The 25,274-nt window shown below is 43.1% G+C and carries 20 protein-coding genes; 3 read left to right on the forward strand and 17 right to left on the reverse strand.

Annotated elements, in window-relative coordinates:
- The first annotated feature begins 13 nt into the window (after positions 1-13).
- On the forward strand, positions 14-493 hold the full coding sequence (gene ispF / locus CJD36_RS17965) for a 2-C-methyl-D-erythritol 2,4-cyclodiphosphate synthase (RefSeq protein WP_105040583.1): 480 nt from the start codon (positions 14-16) through the stop codon (positions 491-493).
- A gap of 24 nt (positions 494-517) precedes the next feature.
- Complete coding sequence (locus tag CJD36_RS17970) at positions 518-1,228, forward strand: SAM-dependent methyltransferase (RefSeq protein ID WP_205685637.1); 711 nt, start codon at positions 518-520, stop codon at positions 1,226-1,228.
- 90 nt (positions 1,229-1,318) lie between these two features.
- Here the strand turns inward: CJD36_RS17970 and CJD36_RS17975 are convergent, their stop codons facing one another.
- Together CJD36_RS17975 and CJD36_RS17980 are read right to left on the reverse strand one after the other, a co-directional pair.
- Complete coding sequence (locus CJD36_RS17975; RefSeq protein WP_161499367.1) at positions 1,319-3,505, reverse strand: carboxy terminal-processing peptidase; 2,187 nt, start codon at positions 3,503-3,505, stop codon at positions 1,319-1,321.
- A 160-nt stretch (positions 3,506-3,665) separates the two neighbouring features.
- A complete protein-coding gene (locus tag CJD36_RS17980) occupies positions 3,666-4,304 on the reverse strand; it encodes a LysE family translocator (protein WP_105040585.1) in 639 nt (212 codons plus the stop codon).
- Between the two features lie 137 nt (positions 4,305-4,441).
- Here CJD36_RS17980 and CJD36_RS17985 point away from each other — a divergent pair, with 137 nt between their 5' ends.
- Positions 4,442-5,443 (forward strand): phosphoribosylaminoimidazolesuccinocarboxamide synthase, encoded by a 1,002-nt coding sequence (locus tag CJD36_RS17985; RefSeq protein ID WP_262497524.1) that lies wholly within the window; start codon positions 4,442-4,444, stop codon positions 5,441-5,443.
- Positions 5,444-5,527: 84 nt separating this feature from the next.
- Here the strand turns inward: CJD36_RS17985 and CJD36_RS23725 are convergent, their stop codons facing one another.
- The 15 genes from CJD36_RS23725 to CJD36_RS18060 form a co-directional block, all read right to left on the reverse strand.
- Positions 5,528-5,752 (reverse strand): hypothetical protein, encoded by a 225-nt coding sequence (locus CJD36_RS23725; RefSeq protein WP_240609378.1) that lies wholly within the window; start codon positions 5,750-5,752, stop codon positions 5,528-5,530.
- On the reverse strand, positions 5,706-6,710 hold the full coding sequence (locus CJD36_RS17990; RefSeq protein WP_240609379.1) for an AI-2E family transporter: 1,005 nt from the start codon (positions 6,708-6,710) through the stop codon (positions 5,706-5,708). The genes CJD36_RS23725 and CJD36_RS17990 overlap by 47 nt, the downstream gene beginning before the upstream one ends.
- A gap of 191 nt (positions 6,711-6,901) precedes the next feature.
- Entirely contained in the window at positions 6,902-7,312 is a 411-nt protein-coding gene (locus CJD36_RS17995; protein WP_105040587.1) for a response regulator, read from the reverse strand.
- A 72-nt stretch (positions 7,313-7,384) separates the two neighbouring features.
- Complete coding sequence (locus CJD36_RS18000; protein ID WP_105040588.1) at positions 7,385-10,015, reverse strand: PAS domain S-box protein; 2,631 nt, start codon at positions 10,013-10,015, stop codon at positions 7,385-7,387.
- 137 nt (positions 10,016-10,152) lie between these two features.
- Positions 10,153-13,479, reverse strand: a complete 3,327-nt coding sequence (locus CJD36_RS18005; RefSeq protein ID WP_105040589.1) for a PAS domain S-box protein — start codon at positions 13,477-13,479, stop codon at positions 10,153-10,155.
- 140 nt (positions 13,480-13,619) lie between these two features.
- Positions 13,620-15,386 carry an ABC transporter ATP-binding protein gene (locus tag CJD36_RS18010; protein WP_105040590.1) on the reverse strand — a complete coding sequence of 589 codons (1,767 nt, stop codon included), beginning with the start codon at positions 15,384-15,386 and terminating at the stop codon, positions 13,620-13,622.
- Positions 15,387-15,566: 180 nt separating this feature from the next.
- Positions 15,567-16,652, reverse strand: coding sequence for a peptide chain release factor 2 (gene prfB, locus CJD36_RS18015; protein WP_105040591.1), 1,086 nt, complete (start codon positions 16,650-16,652; stop codon positions 15,567-15,569).
- A gap of 194 nt (positions 16,653-16,846) precedes the next feature.
- Entirely contained in the window at positions 16,847-17,401 is a 555-nt protein-coding gene (locus CJD36_RS18020) for a DUF6580 family putative transport protein (protein ID WP_105040592.1), read from the reverse strand.
- A gap of 207 nt (positions 17,402-17,608) precedes the next feature.
- On the reverse strand, positions 17,609-18,577 hold the full coding sequence (locus CJD36_RS18025; RefSeq protein WP_105040593.1) for a WD40/YVTN/BNR-like repeat-containing protein: 969 nt from the start codon (positions 18,575-18,577) through the stop codon (positions 17,609-17,611).
- A gap of 87 nt (positions 18,578-18,664) precedes the next feature.
- Positions 18,665-19,753: a S1 family peptidase gene (locus CJD36_RS18030; RefSeq protein WP_105040594.1), complete on the reverse strand. Its 1,089-nt coding sequence runs from the start codon at positions 19,751-19,753 to the stop codon at positions 18,665-18,667.
- A gap of 6 nt (positions 19,754-19,759) precedes the next feature.
- Positions 19,760-20,341, reverse strand: coding sequence for an RNA polymerase sigma factor (locus tag CJD36_RS18035; RefSeq protein ID WP_105040595.1), 582 nt, complete (start codon positions 20,339-20,341; stop codon positions 19,760-19,762).
- 231 nt (positions 20,342-20,572) lie between these two features.
- On the reverse strand, positions 20,573-21,919 hold the full coding sequence (locus CJD36_RS18040) for a DUF58 domain-containing protein (RefSeq protein WP_105040596.1): 1,347 nt from the start codon (positions 21,917-21,919) through the stop codon (positions 20,573-20,575).
- 305 nt (positions 21,920-22,224) lie between these two features.
- On the reverse strand, positions 22,225-23,208 hold the full coding sequence (locus tag CJD36_RS18050) for an AAA family ATPase (protein WP_105040598.1): 984 nt from the start codon (positions 23,206-23,208) through the stop codon (positions 22,225-22,227).
- Between the two features lie 12 nt (positions 23,209-23,220).
- Positions 23,221-24,624, reverse strand: a complete 1,404-nt coding sequence (locus CJD36_RS18055; protein ID WP_105040599.1) for a DUF4350 domain-containing protein — start codon at positions 24,622-24,624, stop codon at positions 23,221-23,223.
- On the reverse strand, positions 24,621-25,271 hold the full coding sequence (locus CJD36_RS18060; protein WP_161499368.1) for a DUF4129 domain-containing protein: 651 nt from the start codon (positions 25,269-25,271) through the stop codon (positions 24,621-24,623). Before CJD36_RS18060 ends, CJD36_RS18055 begins: the two co-directional genes overlap by 4 nt.
- Positions 25,272-25,274: the final 3 nt, after the last annotated feature.

Here is a 25,274-nt window from a genome sequence, read left to right on the forward strand (position 1 = left end):
TTACAACACTTCTATGTATAGAATAGGACAAGGAATAGATTTTCATCAAATGGTTGAGGGCCGTGAATTCTGGCTGGGCGGCGTATTGATACCACATACCAAGGGTGCATTGGGTCACTCTGATGCTGACGTACTGCTGCACGCAATCTGCGATGCAATGCTGGGCGCTTTAAGCCTGGGAGACATAGGCAAGCACTTCCCCGATACCGACCAATCTTTTAAGAATATAGACAGTAAGATATTGCTGGAGCGGTGCTTCACACTTATAGCAGAGCGTGGTTATTGTGTAGTCAATGTAGATAGTACAATACTGCTACAGGCACCTAAGATCATGAAGTATGCCGATGATATGCGCGAAACTATAGCTAAGATACTCCACATTACTACCGACGATATTTCTATAAAGGCAACGACTACTGAGCAGATGAGCTTCATAGGCCGTGAAGAAGGAATAGTTGCCACAGCTAATTTGCTGTTGCGCAAAGTTGGATAGTGCTAAAAAAATAAAAACAACAACATGTCAAAAAAGAATCAGGCAGTATATCTGATACCATTGCCTATAGTAGAAGGAGCACTACATACCTTATCTCCTGAGGTAATTACGCATACTGCGCATATAACGCATTACTTCGCCGAAGACCTGCGCGTAGCGAGAAGATTCATCAAATCGCTGCACCCTAAGATGGTGATAGAAACGTTAGAGTTTTCGGAGATCACCAAGCACGAAGGTGCAGACAAGACATTATTCCGCAAGTGGCTGAAAGAAGGCCATAACATAGGCATTATGAGCGATGCAGGTTGCCCCGGCATTGCAGACCCGGGTGCCGACCTTGTTAATATCGCTCACCTGCAACATGCTAAGGTGATGCCACTTACAGGACCGAGCTCCATACTACTCGCACTAATGGCTTCGGGACTTAACGGACAGAGTTTTGCCTTTAATGGTTACCTGCCGGTAAAAGACCCTATGCGCAGCAAACGCATTACCTACCTTGAGGCCCACTCGGCTAAAGAGAAGCAGACTCAGTTGTTTATAGAAACACCTTACCGCAACAACTCACTGCTGGCGGACATGTTGAAGAATTGCCAGTCGCACACCAAGATCTGTATAGCACAAAACATCACCGGCGACAATGCGTTCATCAAAACAAAGAGCGTGGCCGACTGGCGTCAGGACATACCTGTGCTGGAGAAATTCCCTGCTATATTTCTGATGCTCGGTTATTAATTTGTCAGAGCAGCACTGCTCACAAACTGACCTATAAAGAGAAAGGCAAGCCACGCGGCTTGCCTTTCTCTTTATAAAAAACCAATAGTATTAGTTCATTCTCTGTTTGTTTACTGACATCTTCATTGTAGACTTTGCAAGGTCTGACAGTATGTTAACGGTCTCACCAATGTATACGTCCTTACTTACGTTCTTCAACCAATCTTTATTCTTGTTGATAGAAACAGTATCTATATTTATCCTTTCTTTATCTGCAGCAAGATTACTCATCTCCAGATTAGTAGCTTTCTTCTGTATTTCTTCCAGCTTCTTAGAGATAGCAGTTGCTTCTTCCTGCTCTTTGCGGTAGGTCTTTTCATTCAGAGAAACCGTGTTATTATCCATCTTCTTCTTGCGCGATGCAGCTGTCTGCTCTATCAGGTTAAATGTAGGATTGTTAGCCACCCTGCTCTTGCTTACTGCAGCTAGCTGACCCACGTTCACAACAGCATTCGAAGACTTGATGGCAGCAGCAGGTATCTCATCATAAGGCAATGCGGCCTTGTTCTTACGCTCGCCCATATCTTCGTCATCCAAAAACGCATATGCATCTGGCAAAGCTATATCCGGCACAACACCCTTAAGCTGAGTAGAACCACCATTCACCCTGTAAAACTTCTCCATGGTCAGCTTCAATGAACCAATGGAAGGTTCAGTATTTGAAGTATCATTAGCCAGTTGCATTCTGGTCATCGGGTTCAGCATTTCATCCAATGGCAATAGCTTCTGCACGGTACCCTTACCATACGTAGGCGCACCTACTATTACCGCACGGTTGTAATCCTGCATTGCAGCTGCAAGGATCTCAGAAGCAGATGCACTGTTCTGGTTGACCATTATTGCAAATGGACCAGAGTAAATAGCAGTATCGGTAATAGAAGAGCGCAGCGTAGTAACAGATGAGTTACTATTCTTAACTTGTACTATCGGACCACGACCTACAAATATGCCTGCCATTTCCACCACATCACCAAGCGATCCACCACCGTTGTTACGGAGATCCAATATCATTCCCGTTACACCTTCAGCTTTCAGTTTCTTTACTTCCTCAAGTACATCGGTAGCACATCTGCGGCCACTTGTGTGGTTAAAGTCGGCATAAAACTCCGGCAGGTATATGTAACCTACCCTACCTTCTTTAGTATTGATAATAGCCGACTTCGCAAATGTTTCTTCTATGTTAATTACGTCCCTTAGTATTGGTATAACCTTTATAGTATTATCGGGTCTTTTCACAGTCAGGCGCACTTCAGTGCCCTTCGGGCCACGTATCAATTTGATCACATCATTGATATCATACCCCTGCACATCTACCGGAGTCTTATCACCCTGTGCTACTTTAATAATTTCATCTTCAGCCTTCAACTCTCCCTGCTTCCACGATGGGCTACCTGTTATGATATCTGTTATCATGATCTTCCCGTTATCCGGGTTCTCTCTAAGCTTTGCGCCTATACCAAAGAAGCTACCGCTCATCGACACATCAAAATTTGTCTTGTCTGCAGGCGGAAAATACGAAGTATGTGGATCTTCTGTTTCAGCAATGGCGTTTACAAAAGCTGTGAAACGATCATCATCCTTCATTTTGTGCATTTGCTTGTACAAGCGCTGATACAACTTCTTTGTATCCTCACGTGCCTGTGCTTCCAACTCTGCATCAGTTTTCTTCTTGTAGTCGGCAGAGTCTTTTACTTTTTTGTCCTGTGCATCCTTAAGGTCCACATATTTCTCCAATACTCTGTATTTCAGTACTTCTCTCCACCTTTCAGTTATTCCCGCCTCACCGTTAGCATATGGTTCCTTCTTTGCGTCCATCTGCAGGCGGTCATCCGATGTAAATGTGAATGGCTTCGCAAGGATATCCTGGTAGTACTTTTCAGAGCTCGCTATGCGCCTCTGGTAGATCGCATCAAATGAATCGAAGAACTCAATAGAGCCTGCTTTTATTTGATCATCGATCTTAAATTCAAATGCCCCCAGCTTCTGCGCGTCCTGTCGGGTAAAGTACATTTTACTGTAGTCAAAATAATCCATCATGCGGTTGTAAACACGCGATGAAAAAGTATCGTCGATAGGACGGGGAGAAAAATGTTCATGTTGCAATGCAGCCATTACCGTCTCTATCACCAGCTTTCTTTTATCGTCTAATGACCTTGAATTTCTCCCGCTGTACTTAAACGAAAAGAAAGCAGCAAGAACACCCAATATCAACAGCGGTATCAGAATTTTATTCTTCATGAATTTCAACATAGTCTTTACTTAATGAATTATAAACAAATGTAGATTAAATGCTGTTAAAAAAAGCCTAAGCAAAGCAAAACCAAGGGTTAAAACAAAGGGGATATATTTGCCTTTGTTTACTTCTTTTGCCCCTTACCAGCAGTAACATAGAAACAATTTACGTGCCATGGCTCATTAAAGTTTTCACAAGTAATAATGCACCAAGGCAGGCTATGATCAATGAAGAACCGCGCTGCACATAGATGAGCCGTCGTGGAGTGAGCAGCACCCTTATCTTCTCCGCCAGGAATACTTTAAGGAAATCTATAGAAAGTATCAATACAAGGCAGGTACCGAAGAGTATGAGCCTGTACCCTCCTGTCTTATTGGCAGTAGCTGATACTGCTGCCAGCCAGCTGATGATAACTCCCGGATTGATGGTATTTATGATAAAACCGCTAGCCCATATTCTTACATAGTGCGCGCCGCTTATAGTTGCGGCTTCTTTCGCAGGCCGCTTAGGCTTCATTTTCCTGAGTGTACCGGCAGTGCCTACAATGATAAGGATCGCAGAGCCTATATAGGCTATCATATCGCCATGCTTGCCCAATACTATCAACCATGATGCTGCTACATTAGCAATGGTAACATACAAAAAATCGCTGAAGGACACGCCAAGTACAAACGCCAGGCCGGCTTTGTAGCTGTTGTCCATACTATATTTGATGACCGCAAAGAGTGTTGGCCCCACCGATATTGCCATGAACAAGCCTACCAGCACACCCTTTATCACCGCATCTAAAACTTCTAACTGCATTTCGGAAAGCAATATACGGGTATTATGATAATGAAGCCCATAGCAAATGCCATTTAAATCTTATAAAAACACTACGATCATAAAATGTTACGAACAGCTACATTATAGATAATGAAATATTATTTGTATTCATTACAGTGTTCACTAATTTATCTTTTCTCCTATCAATCAATACTCTTATCTTTGCCATCCAAAAAAAACAGTTAAACACAGGTGATATGAATTTACCCGGCCAGACTAATTTTTATAAAGGGAAAGTACGCGATGTGTATACCATTGCGGATAAGTACATGGTTATGATCGTAAGCGATCGTATTTCTGCATTCGATGTGGTGCTGCCTCGCCCAATACCATACAAGGGGCAAGTACTTAACCAGATAGCAGCACAGTTTCTTGATGCCACAAGAGACATTGTACCTAACTGGAAGATATCAATGCCTTTGCCCAATACCACTATTGGCTACAAATGCGAGCCATACCCCGTGGAAATGGTGGTACGTGGCAACCTTACAGGCCATGCATGGCGCACCTACAAGAGCGGACAGAGTGAATTGTGCGGTGTGACAATGCCCGATGGCATGAAGGAAAATGACTTCTTCGAAAAGCCAATTCTTACGCCTACTACCAAAGCGCATGTAGGTCATGATGAAGACATTTCAAGAGAAGAGATCATAAGCAGCGGATTGATATCTGAAAAAGAATACGAGCAATTGGAGCGTTACACTCTAGCCTTATTCGAGCGTGGTCGCGAAATAGCTAAGGGACGCGGTTTGATACTGGTAGATACCAAGTACGAATTCGGAAAGATAGGTGATACTATCTACCTGATAGATGAGATCCACACACCAGACAGCTCACGTTACTTCTACATGGAAGGTTATGAAGACCGCCAGAGAAACGGCGAACAGCAGAAGCAACTGTCTAAAGAGTTTGTAAGAGAGTGGTTGATGGATAATGGGTTCCAGGGTAAGGAAGGCCAACAGATACCAGAAATTACCGACGAAATTGCAGGCCAGATATCGGAACGCTACATAGAGCTATATGAAGTAGTTACCGGTAAAACTTTCCAGAAGCAGGATATGAACTTTAACGAAGTTGAAAGCAAGATCATTGCTGCACTAGAGGAAGTAAATAAATAGAGAATAGCATAAAGTACATAAAAGCAAAAAGGGTATTGACCGCATGGTTAATACCCTTTCTGCTTTTACACTATTGTAGTATTGCTATACCTGTTTGTCAGTAATAACAGCAACCTCAGGTGCGCCTTGCGCCCCTGCTATTTCTGCAGCCTTTTGCCTGCCAAGTATCCGTTCCCATTTAGCCTGCCATTTTACTCCGGCGTGTTTGTCAGGAATATCTGTGCCCAGCAATGCGCCCCATGGCTTAAGCCCGTCTACCCTGTCAAATATGATCTTGAGAATGGCTATGAAGGGAATAGAAAGGAACATACCTGAAAGCCCCCACAGTGCGCCCCCCCATAAGCACTATGATGATCGATACCAGGGCATTGATCTTTACTTTAGATGACACTATCTTCGGTACCAGTATGTTGTTGTCAATAAACTGTATTACCAGGTAAGCTCCCAGTATAGCCAGCTGTGTGGTGTAGCCATCTTTAGTAATGGTGGCCATCAGCAGGGGTAATGCTATAGCTACAAGTCCGCCCAAGTAGGGTATCATATTCAGTATTCCTCCAATCACCCCAAGCAATATAGCAGAGCGTACACCCAATATCATCAGCGCAGCACTATTCATTGCCGACACTATTACCATTTCTATCAGTAGGCCTATTATGTAACTTTGTATAGCGGTTTTTACCTCACCCAATATCTCAGCCACCCGAAGTGAGTACTTTTCAGAAAATACGTTGAATAAAAAATCAAGTATCAATGGCTTGTAAAACAAAAGCAGGAACATGTAGATAGGCATCAATACCAGAATACAGGCTACTCCAAGCATGCCCCCCAGGGTAGCCGAAAAGCTAACACCTCCATTCTGCACAGCACTCTTTACCATTGCCAATTGCTTCTCTATGGCTATCCCAAACTGATCATCCACCCAATGTTGTAGTTGCCCTGCAAACATCAGCGACTTAGCTTTCAGAGCGGGAATTGATTTACTGAAGGCCACTATTTCATGAGAAAGAAAATAGATTATTGCGGCAACGAACAATATGCCTGTCGCCAATGAGATCGCAATGGCAATTCCTCTTGGCAACTTCTTTTGCAATCTGTTTACTAGCGGATTGAGCAATATGGCAAACAGGCAGGACATGGCCAGCGGCACCAATACATCGGTAAGGATGAACAAAATAAAAAAGAAGGTAACTAACCCCAGCAATATTACCGGCGTCTTTATATAAAAGGGATAAACTTTTATAGTGGGCTGCTGTTCTGTGTTGTCCATATGCAGTGGCATAGGTTAAAACATCATGCCTGAGCAGTTCATACATACACCTGCCCTTGCAAGATTTACAAAAGCATTGGTAACCATACAGCATTACCCAAAATGTAGCACTAAATACCCACTAATAAAAACAACAAGAGGCGTGCAGCATCTATAGCAGCACACCTCTTGCATATAAGTTATAGGAGCAATTATTTCTTCTTCTGGGCAAATGTTATCAACGCAATGGTTTCTTTGGTCAATGGTTTAATAAGATAATAAACCACATTCTTATTTTCCTTAGCCTTTTCCATATCCCTCTTGTCTACAGAAGAAGAAAGGATATAGATCTTCAAACGGTTCTTTACATTTTCAGCCAGCTTCTCAAATAGTTCCAGAAATTCCCACCCATTCATAACAGGCATATTAATGTCTAGAAAAAGTGTGGCATTATGAGCGTGGTCGGTTCTTGCATATTCACTTGCCACATAATCAAATCCCTCTTTAGGGTCTGTAAAGGTCACTACATCTGCGCCCTTATCCATTTTTTCGATACACACACGGCATATCTTATTATTTAGCGCATCGTCATCAATAACTATAAAGCGATTTGGTTGTGTCATAGACTTAAAATTATAAAATTATAGTTCAGGTAGATATTAAGAGTTACAATGGTAGTATTTAATTGCCAGAAATTATAATGCAAATTCTATTCTGAATTCAGTACCATGATTAACTCTACTCTTCACGCTTATCTTTCCGCCAAGCGTTTCGGCTTGTGTCTTCACCATAAAAAGCCCCATACCTTTCCCTTCCGCCACATGAGAATTGAATCTTTTATACAGCCCAAAAAGCATCGCGCCATTCTTTTCCATATCTATACCCAATCCATTATCACTAAAAGTAAGCACTAATCCACCCTTTATTTTTGCACTCGATATCTCTATGACAGGCACTATGCCTGGCCTTTTGTATTTTATGCTGTTAGAAATGAGGTTATAGAATATGCTATGCAGATAACTTTTCAGGGTTATCATCTCATCCACAGCCGAGAAATCGCATTTTACCTGAAACATATCATTCTCCCCTACCCCAGAAATAGTAAACTTAATATCATTCACCAGGGTTGAGAAGTGTACTTTCTCTTTATTCTCATTTAGGCCGTGTTTCAGCTGCAATATGCGGTTGAGGTCTGTAATAACTATATCCAGCTTTTTAGCCGAGTCAAACAAACCCGTCATAAACACCTCTTTTTCTTCCTCCTCTTCTATATACCCTTCTTTCAGTGCATCAGATATGCCCATTATATTGGCTACCGGAGCGCGGAGGTTGTGTGATATAATGTAGGCAAATTGCTCAAGGTCTTTATTTCTTTGTATCAGCTCAGAGGTTATCTTTTTCTCCTGTAGTTCAGATGTCTTGCGCCCTGTAATGTCTCTTAGAGACATGATAACACCAAGTATATCCTTATCATCACTCCGTACGGGGTGAAAATTGGCATAATACCATTTGTCATCGCCACTCTCATCGGGGTAGCTTACCTCATAATTGATGTTGGCCCCGTTCAGTGCATCGCGTAGCGACTTCCTTACCACCGCGAGCGTGGTGTCTGAAAAATAATTAAGCGCCTGCGCACCTTCAACAAGGTCTTTGTCAAGATGCTTAGTTGAAAACCTCAAGGCCGGCTTATTAAATGACACAATCTTCAGATCAGAATCCAGCAGCACATAGGCTGTATGCGCGTTTTCAAAGATACTCCGTAGATTAGCCTCAGATTTTTGCAGCTGTAGCCTGGCATTGCGCCTTTCAGTAATATCCTGGGCGGTACCAACTAGTTTCTTAGGAGCATTAGTGATCGGGTCAAATATCAGTTCGCCCAGCTCACTCACCAACCTCTCTACTCCATTCCTTAGTATGATTCGAAATTCTGCATTATACGCGCCCCCATTGGCTATTGCGTTGGCAACTGCCTCATCCAGCAGTTTATGGTCGTCGGGGTGTACTATACTTAAAAACAAGTCCGCCGTAATTGTCTCTTTGGGATAATCAACACCAAATATTCTGTAGGATTCCTCGCTCCACTTTATCAAACCACCATTGTTCAGATCAGTCTCCCAGCTACCTATATGGGCAATACGCTGCGAGTTGAGCAGCCGTGCTTCACTTTCTTTCAGGCGGGTTATGCTGTTCAATCTGTCTGAAATATCTTCAGATAAGATCAGCTTGCAGGGTTTTCCATCCACAATAATTTCGGTAGAGGTAATTGCCGCCAGTAATATACTGCCATCTTTCCTGGTTATTTTCCAGATTCCTTTCTGTTTTGGTTGTGTAGTCGCAGTTTCGGCAAATAATACATATTCCGAATTGTGCATCGGCTCATGTGCTGTAGCCGGAATCATATCTCCCTTACCGTAACCGTGTAGCTGTTGGGCCGCTACGTTAACGTCCATAATTACCCTGCTTTCCACATCTATTACCGTTAGTGGGCAGGGGTTATTCTCGAATAAATTAAAGTACTTCTCTTCATGCTCAACCGATCTTTTTTCAGCATTGACCTGATCCGACATGTCGCGGAGAAAACCATTGATCTTTCTTACAATAAAGTCGCTATCCCTGGTTATGAATATCTCTGCATGTATATAGCTAACTGTCCCTGCTTCATTCAGAACCCTGAAGGCGTATTTTTTCTTATCGTGATTCTTAATAGCCTCATCTATTACATTCTTGGCAAACTCCAGATCTTCGGGATGAACGCGCAGGAAAAAATGCTCCCACGACGCCGCCACCTCACCGGGCTCATACCCGAGTATACGGTAATTTTCGTCAGACCACCATGTTGTATTCTGGTCCACATCTATTTTCCAGCTGCCAAAGCGCGCTATACGCTCCGCCTCATTCATAAAGGCTTCACGTGGCAATATGTCATTGAGGAATTGTTCGCGGGTTTCGCTAAGCTTGTATTTTTCAATTGCGCGAAGTATGGCTCCGGGCAATTTTTCCAACCGCTCCTTCAGCACATAATTAAAAGTGCCTGCCTTCATCAGGCTCACTGCATATTCTTCACTTATGGGGTTGGTAATGATGATATAAGGTATGTTCTTACCCTGCGCTTTTATTGTCTTGATGACTCCCGATACGCCTTCCTGCTCCTTAAAGTTGCCCGATAAAATAACGTCATGATTGTCGGCTTCCAATGCTTCAAGAAAACCGCTGTGGGCCTGTACGTGAGAAACGTTATATCCTATTTCCGATGCTTCAAATACGGTTCTTAGTCTGCTCGCATGAATTTCGTCTTCCTCTAACAACAGTAACCGTAACTTACTCATAATTAGAAACTTATGTTAGAATATGTGTCCAAAAAATGTCCTCAGGTAGCAAATATAATTAATTAGCATTAACAATTCACTTTCTTATTTACAAAATTCAACATACTCAAAACAATAAAATTCATCTATTTAGCCTATTATATGGAAAATAACTTATACTCATCTATGATCTCTCGCATAGACTGTCTGGCCATTACTATCATTCTTTTGATCATACTAATAGTATCGGGCGTTATCTCCTTTTTATGAAGATTGGCTTCTATTGTATCTAATAAATGAAACAGGGCATCCGCACCAATGATACCAACCGAGTTCTTTAAATTATGCACTATAGACTCAATATTGTCGGTCTTATTTACCGCCATTTCATTTTCAAGCGCATCCAGCAATGGTGGTGTTTTGCTAAGGTATATCTCCAGTATTTCTTTTATGGCACTCAGGTCTCCGCCTACAGCGTTGCGCAGGTAGTTGATGTTAGTTATCTTTTTCTCTACGATATGCTCCTTTTTAGGCAGCAGATCCCATATTTTCTGGTTCAGCTCTGCGGGGTTAAAGGGCTTGGAGATGTAGTCGTTCATACCCACCTTCACACAGTTCTCTCGTTCTCCCTGCATCACCGATGCTGTCATGGCCATGATCGGCGTGTTACATTTTAGTTCCTTTCTTATTTTAGACGCCGTCTGCACACCGTTCATCTCGGGCATCTGTATGTCCATTAGTATCAGGTCGTAGTTATTCTGGGCCACCATATCTACTGCTTTTGCCCCTCTGTCGGCAATAGACATTTTAGCGCCCCATTTTTCTATGGTATATTTCGCCACGCGCTGGTTCATTACATTGTCTTCTACCAATAGTATATGATAGCCTTCCAGCGAATGTAATACCACCTCTTTAGGCTTAGCATTTTCAAGAAACTCAGCCGACTTAGCTAGTTTAAAATTGAAAGTGAACGTAAAGGTGGTCCCCTTTCCTTCTCTGCTTATCACCTTTATCTCACCACCTTGCTGCTCTATCAGCTGCTTGGCAATAGTAAGGCCCAGTCCTGTACCCCCATACTTCCTGGTAGTATCACTTTCGGCCTGTGTAAAGCTCTCAAATATGGCCTGCACTTTATTCTCAGGAATACCTATACCGGTATCCGCTACAATAAACTCCAGATTCATACCATCCGGCCTGTTTTCTTTTATGCGTACCTGTATGCTTATGCTACCCTTTTCGGTAAACTTAAGTGCATTGTCTGCCAGGTTAAGCAATACCTGATTAAGCCTTACAGGGTCTGCTACAAGCAGATCAGGCACCTGGCTATCTATCTGCGATATCAGCTGTATGCCTTTTTTATCAGCACCTGCTTTCAATGCGAATATCACACCATTCACCAGGTTCTTCAATGCGAAATCGGTTTCTTCAAATATCAGTTTGCCCGATTGTATCTTAGTAACATCAAGAATGTCATTGATAATACGGATCATATTTACAGAAGACTCCTTGATACCGTCTACAAACTCTTGTTGCTCGGGTGTAAGCTGGGTTGTATTCAACAGGTTCACCATACCCACCACACCATTCATGGGTGTGCGTATCTCATGGCTCATCTTACCGAGGAAGGTCTGCTGCATGTCTTTAGCTTCAGTAGCCAGCCTGGCCGCTTCCTGCATAGCCTCCTGTGTCTTCAGTCTTTCGGTAATGTCATACAGGGCAAACCGATACCCTATTATGTTATTGTTTTTCGTGATCAGCGTTGCCACCTGTTCTATCCACAGGCGCTCACCGGTACGTATAATTATGGGAAACAAAAAGGTTGTTTCCTCTATCTTATCCAGTAATTGTTTATTATAAAATGCTATCGCTTTCTTCCGCCACTCTCCATCATATATCGAGGCAAATAGTTTACCCAGCAGATCGCGGTTGCTGTAACCTATGGTCTTTTTCAACCTGCTGCTCACAAATGTAAATCGTCCCTGCGTATCTGCCGTAAACAGCATCTGGGCCGATTCTTCAATCAGGTTGCGATACATAGCCTCACTTTCTTCCAGTGCCTCATTGGCCTTCTTCAGCTTGGTAATGTCAAACAGTATAGCCTTCGTACTCGCCAATGAACCTCCCTCATTATACACTGCGGTAAAATTAGCAGCTACTACTATCTCCGTTCCGTCCTTACTTTTTAGCGTAAGGTGTATATCTTTTAATGAACCATTTTTCTCAAACAGTAATTGACTATCGGCATATGCCCTTGCCGACTCTTCCGCCAGTATGCCTTTTATAGCCATCCTGCCCACTACTTCGTCTCTGGTATACCCCAGCCAGCTAAGTTCTGTTTCGTTGATCTCTGTAAAGTATCCTTTTGTATCTGTTACATGATACCCGAATGGTGCACCCCTGAATTGATCAGTATTTTTAAGGTTGATTTCAAGCGGTTGTGCGCCATTTATTTTTGCTGGGAGTATCTCCTGCAACGTTCCATAAAGACCAACCAGCTGCTGCTCTTTATCCAGTCGCTTCCTGATGATCGCTTTTACCGTCTTCTCAGTTCCTCTCCTGGTCACAACTCTAAACTCCAGTATCTCGGTATTTGTTTGCCTCGATGGTTTGGTAACCGCACGGTCTACTTTTATCGTATCTACGCGGTCCTTTCCTTTTTTTGTCACCTTTCTGAAATCATCCTGCTCCTCTGTACCACCTGCACCCGATATTCTGTCAAACGCGGCTTTGACTTTCTCTTTATCTGTTGGTGCTACAAAATTAAGCAAGGTACGGTCTACAGTATACCTGTCCTCTTCGCTTATTTCCAGCAGGGTATACAAGCCATTGCTCCATGTAGTATCATGCGTATGTATGTTCAGTTCCCAACTGCCTGTCTTAGATAAGGCTTCCGCCTGGGCCAACTGCTCGCTTAGCAGTACCCTTGTAGTAAAGTCTATTTCATCTGCATCTGGTTGTTGCGTTATCGCAATACCACCGGCCTCATTACCCTTCGTTGCCCTTCTCAATTCCAGCAGTGTCATTACAGACTGCGCCAGTGTACGGAATGCCGACCGCTGTACCTCATTTAATTTATGCGGGTTAGGCGACATAATGGAGAGCGTGCCTAATCTGTAGCCTTCCTTATTGATCAACGGTACACCGGCATAATAGCTGATCCTCTTTACACCGGTAACCAATGGATTTTTAGCAAATCGGGTGTCACCGAGCGGATTGGTCACTTCAAATAGTTCATCATCCAGTATCGTGTATCGGCAAAAAGACTGATCGCGGGAAAGTTCTTCCATGTCAAGACCTATCCGCGATTTGATCCACTGGACATTGTCATCTATAAAGCTAATAAGGGCAATTGGTGTATTGCACACCCGTGCCGTCAATTGAGTAATGTTATCAAAATCCTGCTCGGGTAACATATCTAATATATCATAAGACCTTAAAGCCGCTATTCTACCTTCCTCATGCCTCGATAAGGGTAATTCATCCATATGCACTACCTATTGATAAAATAATTTATAGCAATATTAGTAAACCGAATTGAGAATAAGTCCATATATAACATACCTCAGTGTTAATGTCAGAAACATATAGACATTTTCAACTTCTTGTTATTTTTAATAGCTTTTTATTAAGGAATAACCGTTTGTTCTACAGCAGTATACAGGTTGTGGTAAGATCCCTGAAGTGAAATAAGTTCCTCATGACTACCCCTCTCAGTGATCACACCATGATCCATCACTATTATCTCATCGGCCATGCGGATAGTGGAAAGGCGGTGAGCTATAACTATTGACGTACGTCCTTTAATCAAAGTATCGATGGCATGTTGTATCAATTGCTCACTCTCACTGTCTACAGAAGAGGTAGCCTCATCCAGAATGAGTATAGAAGGATTGTACAGTAATGCACGGGCAAATGACAATAGCTGCCGCTGGCCCTGCGAAAGCGTATTGCCCCGCTCCATAATATCGAAATGATAGCCACCGGGCAGGCGCATAATGAAATCATGTATGCCCAGTATCTTTGCCACTTCCTCTACTTTACTTACTGGTATATCGGTATTGCGGAGCGTAATATTATCATAAATAGTTCCGGAGAACAGGAACACATCCTGCAATACTATGCCCACATGCTGGCGAAGAGTGTAAATGTCATATTCATGAAGGTTAATACCGTCTATGAATATCTCTCCACTACTTATCTCATATTGTCGGTTAAGAATGCTTATCAATGATGACTTGCCCGCACCGGTATGACCTACCACGGCCATTGTCTTGCCTGCATCCAGCTTGAAGGAAACGCCCTTCAACACCGGCACACCCTCTTTATAACTAAACCGCACATCCTTAAATTCTACTGCTCCCTTTATGGTTGCAGGCTGCAAAGTACCGTTGTGCTGCATGTTCTCCTGGCTGTCCAATACCCCAAATACACGCTCACCGGCTATTACCCCCATCTGCAGTACGTTAAATTTATCGGCCAGCATACGTAGAGGACGAAACAACAGGTTGATGTACATCACAAATGCTATAATAACCCCCATAGATGCGCCATGATGCAGATATCTTACCGCACCATACCATACCAATAAGCCAAGCGACAACGCAAGAATAATTTCCACCACGGGAAAAAAAACAGAATAAGCAAAAATGCCCTTGATGTTAGCATTACGATGCTCCTTATTGATCTCTTTAAATTTGTTCATCTCGCGCTGCTCAGCTGCAAATACCTGCACTATATACATACCGGTAAGATGCTCCTGCACAAATGCATTGAGCGCCGCCACCGCATTGCGCACCCGCTGAAACGATTTATTCACACTCTCCTTAAAGATGTATGTAGCCACTATAAGGATCGGGAACACCGCCAAACATACCAACGTAAGTCGCCAGTCTGTAAACAGCATTACGGTGATGATAGACAGAATCGTCATAACATCCGCAGCTATAGATATGATCCCTTCAGAGAACACGTCATTCACCGATTCCAGGTCATTCACTGTGCGCGTGGTAAGCATCCCGATCGCATTCTTATCGTAGTAAGCTATGTTCTGAAAAAGTATCTTCTTAAATACAGCTTTACGAATATCATTCACCACCGTTTGCCCCAGCCAATTGATACGATACATAAACCAGAACCGTACAAAACTCTCCACCATCAATATAACCAGCTGTAACGCGCTAATTCTGATCAACATATCCAGCATATGCCCCTTTATGTAATGATCTACCGAAAACTGAATTAGATACGGCCGTAACGGAGATACCATAGCCAGACTAATAGACAAGAACAAAGAAAACTGCAATGTTTTCTTATACGGCGCCGTATAAGAAAACAACCTCCGCAATAAATGCAGATCAATCAGCTTCTTCTTGGGTTCTTTAGTCTTACTCATTTGTTATTTAGTCCTTTTCATCACATCTGCTCCCGAATGTCATAGTGAGCCTGATTTTACACTAGCCTGCCGAAGTGCCGAACCACGACATTCGCACGGGACGTATTCGTTTTGTACGCACCAGGAACACCCAACACTACACACTTTTAACTTCTCACTTTTGATTTTTAACTTAATTTCTTACTCCTCATTAGCCTGCATCAAATAGGCCTTAATAAAATCATCTATCTCACCATCCATCACCGGCCCCACATTACCCACTTCATAGTCTGTGCGGTGGTCTTTTATCATTTTATACGGGTGAAACACATACGAACGTATCTGTGACCCCCACTCTATTTTCTTCTTATTGGCATTGTTGGCATTCAGCACTTCCTGGCGCTTGCGTAGTTCTTCTTCATACAAGCGGCTCTTCAGCATGGTCATGGCCTTTTCACGATTCTCACCCTGCGTACGGGCTATCTGGCACTCTACTATAATTCCACTCGGAATGTGCTTCAATCTTACCGCCGTTTCCACCTTGTTCACATTCTGTCCGCCCGACCCACCAGATCTGAAGAACGCCCACTCCACATCCGCCGGACTCACCTGTATATCTATCGTATCATCTATCACCGGGTAAACATACACTGATGCAAACGAAGTATGCCTGCGTGCATTACTATCAAACGGAGAAATACGTACCAACCGGTGTACACCACTTTCTGCTTTCAATAGTCCATAGGCAAACTCGCCGTCAAACTCCAGCGTAGCTTGTTTGATACCGGCACCATCTCCATATTGCGTATCCACTTCCAGCACCTTCCAGCCTTGCTTCTCGCCATACATGCGGTACATACGCAGCAGCATCTCAGCCCAGTCCTGGCTTTCTGTACCACCTGCACCACTATTGATGACCACCATACAGGTCATCTCATCCTCCGGCTTGTCCAGCGTACTCTTAAACTCTAGTTCGTCTATTGCCTTCAGTGTGCTGGCATAGGTTTCTTTAACTTCCTCCTCGGTCGCTTCGCCTTCTTTCCAGAAGTCAAACAGCACCGCGCAGTCGTCTATCCTGGCATTTACGCTATCGTAAAGCCCTATCCAGTAATTATTGATCTTTACTTCCTTAAGTATTCCTGTGGCGCGTACATTATCGTCCCAGAACCCAGGCGATAACGTTAACTGCTTGTCGCTTTCCTGCTTGGCCAGCCTTTCTTCTATGCGCAAAAAACGGTGCAAATGCGCTATTCGCGCCTGCATGTCTTTCAATTGTTCCTGTGTCATTGCTATTGCAAATGTAAGTGAATACCTATTATGTTACTATTAGCCTTTAATGCTTCCCTCACTTGTTTTCATCCATTCACCGCCTCTATAATATTAATAGTATATCGGCGATCTGTGCAATCTGCCTGATCTGTGATTCAGACATAAAAAAACGGGCGGCAAGGCCACCCGTCAAGTATTTTCTATTCAACTATTTATAATTCCGCTTTCTTCAGCTTATCGGCAAACAAACGCTGAGCAAGGAAGAAACCACCAAACAATAAAATACCACCTACCATATCGCCGGCAATGGTATTACGGAAGAATGGTATCGCATCTACATACGTCTTTGTTAACCCGCCAAGGCTATAACCATTATATCCCGACATAAAATAACCAAAGTTAGAAACCAGGAAGAACATGCCTGATGCGCCAAATACATACGCCAAAACGCTTACCGGCTTAGGCTGCTTCATGGCAAAACCCAGCATAGTAGCCAACGCAAGTGCTGCATAGTTAAAGAACTGACCAGGATAAAAACCTGGAGTATTAGTAAATAACTGGAAATAAGTATCGGCTATGAACTGGCCTGCCAATGGCACCATCAGCGCCAATGTCTTCCTGTCCTTAATGATAGCGCCGCTAAAAAGGCCCAGAGCTGCCATCGGTACAAAGTTATAGAAATGCATATTTGCATTTACTATACGCAATATAGTAGCACTTACTACCAGCGTTATTGCTATTAAACTGTTTATATCGGTACGTTTCATTATTGTGATTGTAAGAACAAAAATACACAACTATAGCTAAATAAAAAGCAGCACGGCTATTATTAATGGATATAGTGCAATATGCCGACAACTTCTGCGTCTCTCCCCCTCATTTTTCTATTCAGCGCATCACCACGCTCCAACCCCAGCTTTTGACCTTCTACTTTAGCCTTTCTAATCTCTTAACTATCTATTATCTATTATCTACTACTTCGTCGTCAACCTATAGACCACTCCTCCATCACCTGCCACCAGCAGATCGTTATTCGGACAAACGGCAATGCTGCGCAACGCCAGTGTTGTAAACCGGTCATATTCCGACCAATGATGGCCACTATCTTCAGTATATACCACAGTCCCGTCGTCGCACGATGCCCAGCCCTTATTCTTGTCTTTAAATACAATGCTTAGCATCCTGTAGCGGGGTAAAGTAATATCATTGCCATTGCGGCGCTTGTCCCAATGTGCACCACCGTCATCACTATGATATACGCTACCCGCATAACCACAAAGCCACATATCATTCCCTTTTATATCAAGACAGGTAAATTTATCATCTGCAGGATCTTGGTAACTCCAGTTATTACCCCTGTCTGTAGTTTTCAAAACAGCGCCATACCCAATTACATACCCTGTATCTCGCCCGGCCATATATATATTGGCCGTTCCAAATGCAAGCTCCAGCTTATCTATGATAGTATAATTCCTGTCTACCCTTGTTATTGACCCAGAAGAGTTGAGATGCGTGCTAACGAATATTCCTGTATCAGGGGTAGGGAATGAAGCCCCTACGTAATATTCCCAGTCACCAATACGGTTAAATTGAAAGGTCTGCCCGGAATCAGTAGAATGAAGCACGTCCCCATCAATACCACACAGGTAAATTACCCCTTCAGCCGAAAAACTGAACCCATACATTCCTTTGGCTGCATCAGGATAAGAATTTGCCGCCCAGCTATATCCTCCATCTGTAGATCTGAGTACGGTAGAATTCAAGAACAGCTCCCCGCCTGCTATCAGGCAAATATCATTGGAAATGAACTTTATATTATTCAACCGGCTGGTTGTGTTACTCGTCACCTGCTGAACCTTCTGCCAATGCAGCAGATCTTTCTTGCAGGAGCAGAAAGAAAATAGCAACAGTGCTACAATTACAGAGTTCAGGTACTTCAACATAAAATGTAAATTTCGTTAATTACGAGAAGTTGCCAAAAATAAAAAAGCAGCCCGTTAGAGGCTGCTTTCTAAAAAATATTATTGAGTTCATTTTTTATAAACTTTCACCGAGAATGTGTAATTTTCCATCTTGCTTATCTGCTCTTCGCGGCTCATACGGCTTAATTTATTATTTTTAGGCAGGCGCAGCTTGTTCCCGGTAGGCATTTTCTCTATCAGATCTAGTAATTCGTCAGTACTCACTGCATAAGTATTAGATTCCTTTGGAGTGCTGATTGCTGTAAGAATACCCAACACATTACCCTTAGCATCTATAACCGGTGAACCGCTCTGTCCATGACCTGCAGGCAATTCCATAGTATATTGCTTGCTGTTACCGTGGTAGCCGTTTCTTGCGCTTATATAACCTTCACTGTATACAATATCTTCTTTAGGATAGCCAACAGTATATATCTGCGCGCCCAGTGCTGCTTTCCTGGCAGCCAATGTATAAGGCACTTCATTCTTGGCAAACTGGAAGTTCTTTCTTTCTACTTTCAAGATGGCCAGGTCCGACTCAGCACTGTAATTAACTACAAATGCTTTATAATAGATACCATCATTGCTCTGTATGTATACCGAATCTCCCTCACCATTACCATCGTTGATAACGTGGTAAGCAGTAACAAAATAACCATCATTGGTCAATGCGAAACCTGTTCCCGTCCTGCGTACATCAGATGTAGGCACTATTGGTGACTTCTTATTGATCACAGAATCCTGAACAATTTTCTTCAGTCTATTCTGGTCGTTGGCTATCGCCTTTACTGTATTACTGATGTTAGTGTAGTTATCGTCACTCTTTTTAGAAGAGTTCATTATTGAGTAACTGATAAAAGACGTCATCAGAGCCACTGTTGCAGCCACTGCTGATGTGCGCCAGAAATGCGCCGGTAATTGAATGGTACGTCTTGTCTTAGTAGCAGCAGTTTCCTTGTGTATGTCACTCAGCATTGCACGGAACCTCTTTTGGCTGCCATTGCTCTGCAGGGAACTGATTAGATTAAGATTGTCATTAAACTCACTGGCAAATACTTCATCTGTTTCCCTTCTGCTCTTTAGCTCCACCAGCTCCTGTGAGGACAATTTCCCCGCCAGGTAGGCTTCTGCTAATTCCCAATTATTATTAGTGTTCATAAGTTATTATTTAGCCTGCACGCTGTAAAACAATTTTCGCAGCCGCGTAAGGCACTTATATTTTTGAGTTTTCGCATTCTCCGGATTGGTGTATCCAAAATCTGCTGCTATTTCCTGCATGCTCTTATCTTTATGATAATACGCCTTCAGTAGCGACCTGCAAGGCTCCCCTATCTGGTCAAGCGCGGTATCTAACTGGTTAAAATGTACCTCGCGCTCATGGTGCACATTTATGTCTTCCTCATACGCTATCCCCACTTCAGCCCCGTCATCTTCAGTATTGTCATACAGTCTGCCAGGGCCTTTCTGCTGCTGTTGTAATCTCTTGTACCAAAGGTGTTTACTTATGGAAAATAAATAAGTACCAATAGCACAGGTCAGCGCAAAATCTTCGTTTTGTACTTTGCTGAACAATACAACCATCGCTTCCTGAAAGAGGTCGGCAGCATCATCGGTAGAACCACCGTTTTTTATTAACCAGCTATTGATAATGGGAAATTGCTGCTTATAAATCTGCTCGGTAGCCACCCTCTCGCCTTTGGCCAGTGCTCTCAGTAACTGTTGATCGTTATTTGTGGCGCTATACACAGATTAATACTTATTTAAGGAAAAAGTAACCCAAGGTCACCTAAAAGATTTGTAAATGATTTGTTAACCAACCAATTTCAGTCGATAATCACGATAAAGATAAACCATTGCTTAAATAAATTCACTCAGGCTTCTTCAAAATTTTGTTACTTTTTTCTGCAGTCCATACAGCAATAAAAGGTGAGTTAAATTCAAATATATCACACCCATAGGCCACGACTTACGACTAAGTTATACCATTTGCCTTGCCTTCATCTCCAGATACTTATTAATAACATCCACATTCAAATTCTGCGGTGTGGTGAGAATAGACAAAATACCGTGCTGCCTTAAAACTTTTACTATCTGGCGTTTTTCGTAGGCAAACTGGTCAGCTATAGTTTTTATATAAATACCTTCTATATCATCAGGGGTAGATTCATGTATTTCCTCAAGCAGTGTATTCTGGAAGAAGATCACACATATAAGATGATTCTGTGCTATTTTCTTCAGAAATGGCAGCTGTCGTTCCAATGAAGAATAGGTCTCAAAATTGGTAAAGAACAATACCAGGCTGCGCTGTGTAATACGCTTATGTATGGTCACCCATACTGCCTCATAATCGCTTTCTTTAAAATCTGTTTGTTGCTTATAGAGGGTTTCTAATATATGGTGCAGTTGATTATTCCTCCTGTCTGCCGCTACAATATCATTTACCTTGTTCGAAAACGTAATGATGCCTGCCTTATCCTGCTTCATCAATGCAACGTTCAGCATGGCCAGACAAGCGTTTATAGAATAGTCCAGCAATGTCATCCCTTCAAAAGGCATCTTCATGTTGCGCCCCTTATCTATCAGGCAGTAGATCTGTTGCTGGCGGGCATCGGTAAATGTATTCACCATCAGGCTATTGCTGCGCGCAGTCGCCTTCCAGTTTATAGTACGCACATCATCACCCGGCACATAGTCCTTTATCTTTTCAAACTCCAGGCTATGCCCCAGCCTGCGCACCTTCTTCAGTCCGGCTACCGTTTGTGTATTGGTAGCCATAAATTGCAACTGGTATTTCTTCAGTTGTTGGAACGCAGGATATACCTTCACCATCTCAGGTTCAGCCAGTATTATGCGTCTCTGTAACAGCCCCAGCGGACTGGACACATAACAGATAAGATCACCAAAATGATACTCCCCTCTGCTTAGTGGCTTCAGGTTGTAGTTAGCCACAGCTTTCGATTGCAGCGAAATAGCAATATCCAGATGAAAATCCCTTACCTGGAATTGCACCGGCAACTCATCAATAAGAAAGCCATGCACTCTAAAAGGATATTCATTCTCCATCTGAATGACCACCTCATTATCATCCCCTATGCTGAACCTCGAAGCCATCTCACGGTGCCCCGTTAAGCCGCCCTTCATAAAAAACAACAACACATAGTCAACAATAGTAAAGAAGAAGACAAGCATAGTAACAGTAAATACCAGCCTGAACAGAAACGTAAAAAAGAAAGACACAAAGAACAATACCACACAACTACTCAGCATCAGGTACCACCTGTTGCTGATCTGCAGATCACCTATATATTTCCTTATCACTCCCATTTATATTATACCCTCACTATTTATCCTCGCTACTATTAATTCACCATCAATTCAATTCGCCTCTCCGATGTCATCACACACCCACGCGATAGCGTGGACATTAACGCTCCCTCTCCTATGGTTGCCCCGCTGCCCGCCCGCTGTCGGTCTCTGACCGACGGCCATCGGGTCGGTTCTCTTTAAGTAGGTATCCACATCTCCCTCTCCTTTGGAGAGGGTCGGGGTGAGGCTTAAGCCGCATTCCATCACATTCCTTCCACATCAAACAATTGAGCCATTCAGCCATTACGCAATTGAGCCATTGATTAACGCGGTATCTCCAATCTCCCTATTACCTCTTTCAGCACATCATCTGTAGTAGCCCCTTCCATTTCCCTTTCCGGTGTCAGGCTTATACGGTGGCGCAAAACAGGATTCACAGCCTGTAATATATCTTCAGGTATCACGAAGTTTCTACCCTTCAGTACCGCAAATGCCTTGGCTATCTGCATCATAGCGATCGACGCTCGTGGCGATGCACCAAGGTATATGCTTCTATCATTACGCGTCTCATATACTATACGCGCTATAAAAGCCACCAGCTTAGATTCTATATGTACACTGCGTATCACCTGCCTTGCATTCAGCAACATGTCAGGCGTAATAACAGGCTCCAGGCTGCTGAGTAGGTCCGCCATTATGCTTTCATCATGGCGCTCCAGTATCTGTATCTCTTCCTCAAGTGTGGGATAGCCTACTACTATCTTCATCATAAACCTGTCCAGCTGTGCTTCAGGCAGGCGGTAAGTACCTTCATGCTCTATCGGATTCTGCGTAGCTATCACCATAAACGGACTCTGCATCTTATGCGTCTGTCCATCTATCGTCACCTGCCTTTCTTCCATCACCTCAAACAGGGCCGCCTGTGTTTTTGCAGGGGCACGGTTTATCTCATCTATCAGTACAATATTGCTGAACACCGGCCCTGCCCTGAACTGGAAAGAACCCGCCTGCTGATTCAACACACTCGTTCCCAACACGTCACTTGGCATAAGGTCGGGCGTAAATTGTATACGCGCAAAGCGGGTATTGATCAGCTTTGCCAGCATTTTAGCAGTAAGCGTTTTAGCCACACCCGGCACACCTTCTATAAGTATATGGCCATCGGCTAGCAGTCCGGCTAGCAATTGCTCCACCATATCATTTTGCCCTACTATCACCTTGTGTATACGCTCCTGCACCAGTTCTATCATCTCAGATAGCGGACCGGCATCATGCTGTGGTATAGTGTTCGATTCTAAGTCTTCCATTATCTATAGAGTTTACTTTTCGTTTGTATAAAATTGTTGAATGGCCCTGTATAGCTGATAAAGATAGGCATCATCAATTATTGCTGTGCCCAACCTTACTTCATGCACCATATTTATCAGTTCATTTACCATATCTATCGGCTTCCCGGTTTTCATAGCCAGCTGTTGCACAAATTCTTCATTCAACCTGCTGGTATTCAGGTAGCAGTTCATGCGCACCCACTCCAGGTATTGCTGCACCATCTTCTCTGCCAGGTTGCTGTTATTGCCGGTGTTGTAATATAGACGGCCTACTGTCTCTACAAATGATACCGAATCATTCCGCAATGGCGCTACTATGGGTACTATGCGCTGTCTGCGTTTCATCTGAAATAGTATATACACCACGGCTACAAAAAATGCCAGTAACAATGCCCAGCGTGTCGATTCATAGTTCCATAATGCATTCGACGATGTCTCGATTCCTGAATGTTCAAAAAAATCGTCCCAGTATATCTTGTTCACGTCTTTAGGAAATGTCCCCCAGATAGATGCCAGGTAATTAATGTTGTTATCCTGTAGCAGGAAATAATTGCTCATTACCAACGGTGCTGCATGTAATGTTATATGCCCTCTGCCAACTGCTATTTTTAAGCAATTGGGCTTACCATTTGCATAGCTCAAAGTATCAGAAAGTGTATAAGACAGCTCTTCGTCATTTTCATAATTCGCTGCCTCTGCCACCTCCTCACTTATTTGCTCGTTCAACGAGTCAGTTGCCATCGCAGCACCCTCTCCGTCTTTACTGTACAAGCTAGAGGTAGTATCAGTTGTAGCAACTGTATCTGCCTTTCGCGCCTCAATGGCATGCTTTATATTAGCTCCATGAGAGTAAACACCACTCATGTCTTCAAAATATCCGGTAATTGACCGCCCATTATATCCATACCTGCTCACCATATTCCCGGGCAGAGACAATACTCTTCTATTCTCCGCAAATTGCTTCGTCTCCACATGGATACTTCGCTCAAATCCACCTTCCTTTACCTGATTGAAACTCTTTAATATTTTTCTGTCAAAATCGCTGCTGAAAATAATTATCTCATTCCCTTCTCTGGCAAACGCCTGTAGCTGTGTCCATTCCTTTTCCGATACATTAAAACTTAGCCCCGTCAATATCATCAGGCTGGTACCGTTCGAATTGTACATCATGCCTTGCTCCATGGTGCTGAATTGCATGGTACTACTCAGGTCCTTCACATCGGCATTAGGGAAAAACAACTTTAGTGAATTATGTGACAGGTAAGTACCATAGGGCTTCTTACTGTCCTTTTTCAGTGTGATCTTCCACTTCTCTTTTTCCAACTGATCTTTACAGCTGCTCAGGGAAAGCAGAGCAATGCAGAGGAACGATATGTACAATGTATACTTCCTCATCTGCCCAATTGCTTTTTTACATTATTGAACAGATCTACGTACTGGTTATAGCTCGTGGCACTAAGCGGGTAATTACCGTAGTGCACATACTCATACTGTCTTGATATTTGCTTGAATGACTGCTTGTAGGCTGTGTGCTGCAGTTCTTTATAGTATTCAAAATTGGTCTTGTCTTCCCTGTACTTGATCAGTTCACTTTCCTGCAGCATCTGCAACAACCACATGTAGCTATAGCGCACAGCCAGTTTCAGATCATTGCTACTTACTGCTTTTTGCAGCAACACCTCCCAATCCGATATACCCATTTGTTCATCACCTTCCGTTTCTCCAGTGGGCAACGCCTTTTTCTTCCTGCTGAAGAGTATATTTTCATTACTCAGCAGTAGCTTGTACACCACGTATACCACCACTCCCGCCAGTAAAATCCATATCAACCGCCACACATTTTTATCGCCCAGAAACTCGGCAATACTTTTTAGTATTTTCTCAAATGCACCCGGCTTACTCTCCTTTACCACTTCTGTCTTCTCCAGATCATTCTTATAACCAAAGTCCTTATCCCTGGTCATCTCCTCCCATTGTTCTTGCACTACGGGCGTCGCAGATTCACTTGCCATGGTCTGCAGCGATGCAAAGACAATGAACAAACA

Origin of the sequence: Flavipsychrobacter stenotrophus (assembly GCF_002954265.1) — a bacterium.
Taxonomy (GTDB): Bacteria; Bacteroidota; Bacteroidia; order Chitinophagales; family Chitinophagaceae; genus Flavipsychrobacter; species Flavipsychrobacter stenotrophus.

What these genes read in the sequence shown, in the direction of transcription:
- CJD36_RS17980 (WP_105040585.1), bottom strand. Translation starts at nt 4,304, where the DNA reads ATGCAGTTAGAAGTTTTAGATGCGGTGATAAAGGGTGTGCTGGTAGGC.
- CJD36_RS17970 (WP_205685637.1), top strand. Translation starts at nt 518, where the DNA reads ATGTCAAAAAAGAATCAGGCAGTATATCTGATACCATTGCCTATAGTA.
- CJD36_RS18055 (WP_105040599.1), bottom strand. Translation starts at nt 24,624, where the DNA reads ATGAGGAAGTATACATTGTACATATCGTTCCTCTGCATTGCTCTGCTT.
- CJD36_RS18025 (WP_105040593.1), bottom strand. Translation starts at nt 18,577, where the DNA reads ATGTTGAAGTACCTGAACTCTGTAATTGTAGCACTGTTGCTATTTTCT.
- CJD36_RS18010 (WP_105040590.1), bottom strand. Translation starts at nt 15,386, where the DNA reads ATGAGTAAGACTAAAGAACCCAAGAAGAAGCTGATTGATCTGCATTTA.
- CJD36_RS18040 (WP_105040596.1), bottom strand. Translation starts at nt 21,919, where the DNA reads ATGGGAGTGATAAGGAAATATATAGGTGATCTGCAGATCAGCAACAGG.
- CJD36_RS18020 (WP_105040592.1), bottom strand. Translation starts at nt 17,401, where the DNA reads ATGAAACGTACCGATATAAACAGTTTAATAGCAATAACGCTGGTAGTA.
- CJD36_RS18005 (WP_105040589.1), bottom strand. Translation starts at nt 13,479, where the DNA reads ATGGATGAATTACCCTTATCGAGGCATGAGGAAGGTAGAATAGCGGCT.
- CJD36_RS18030 (WP_105040594.1), bottom strand. Translation starts at nt 19,753, where the DNA reads ATGAACACTAATAATAATTGGGAATTAGCAGAAGCCTACCTGGCGGGG.
- CJD36_RS18050 (WP_105040598.1), bottom strand. Translation starts at nt 23,208, where the DNA reads ATGGAAGACTTAGAATCGAACACTATACCACAGCATGATGCCGGTCCG.
- CJD36_RS23725 (WP_240609378.1), bottom strand. Translation starts at nt 5,752, where the DNA reads ATGTTCCTTTCTATTCCCTTCATAGCCATTCTCAAGATCATATTTGAC.
- CJD36_RS17995 (WP_105040587.1), bottom strand. Translation starts at nt 7,312, where the DNA reads ATGACACAACCAAATCGCTTTATAGTTATTGATGACGATGCGCTAAAT.
- CJD36_RS18000 (WP_105040588.1), bottom strand. Translation starts at nt 10,015, where the DNA reads ATGAGTAAGTTACGGTTACTGTTGTTAGAGGAAGACGAAATTCATGCG.
- ispF (WP_105040583.1), top strand. Translation starts at nt 14, where the DNA reads ATGTATAGAATAGGACAAGGAATAGATTTTCATCAAATGGTTGAGGGC.
- CJD36_RS17990 (WP_240609379.1), bottom strand. Translation starts at nt 6,710, where the DNA reads ATGGACAACACAGAACAGCAGCCCACTATAAAAGTTTATCCCTTTTAT.
- CJD36_RS17975 (WP_161499367.1), bottom strand. Translation starts at nt 3,505, where the DNA reads ATGAAGAATAAAATTCTGATACCGCTGTTGATATTGGGTGTTCTTGCT.
- prfB (WP_105040591.1), bottom strand. Translation starts at nt 16,652, where the DNA reads ATGACACAGGAACAATTGAAAGACATGCAGGCGCGAATAGCGCATTTG.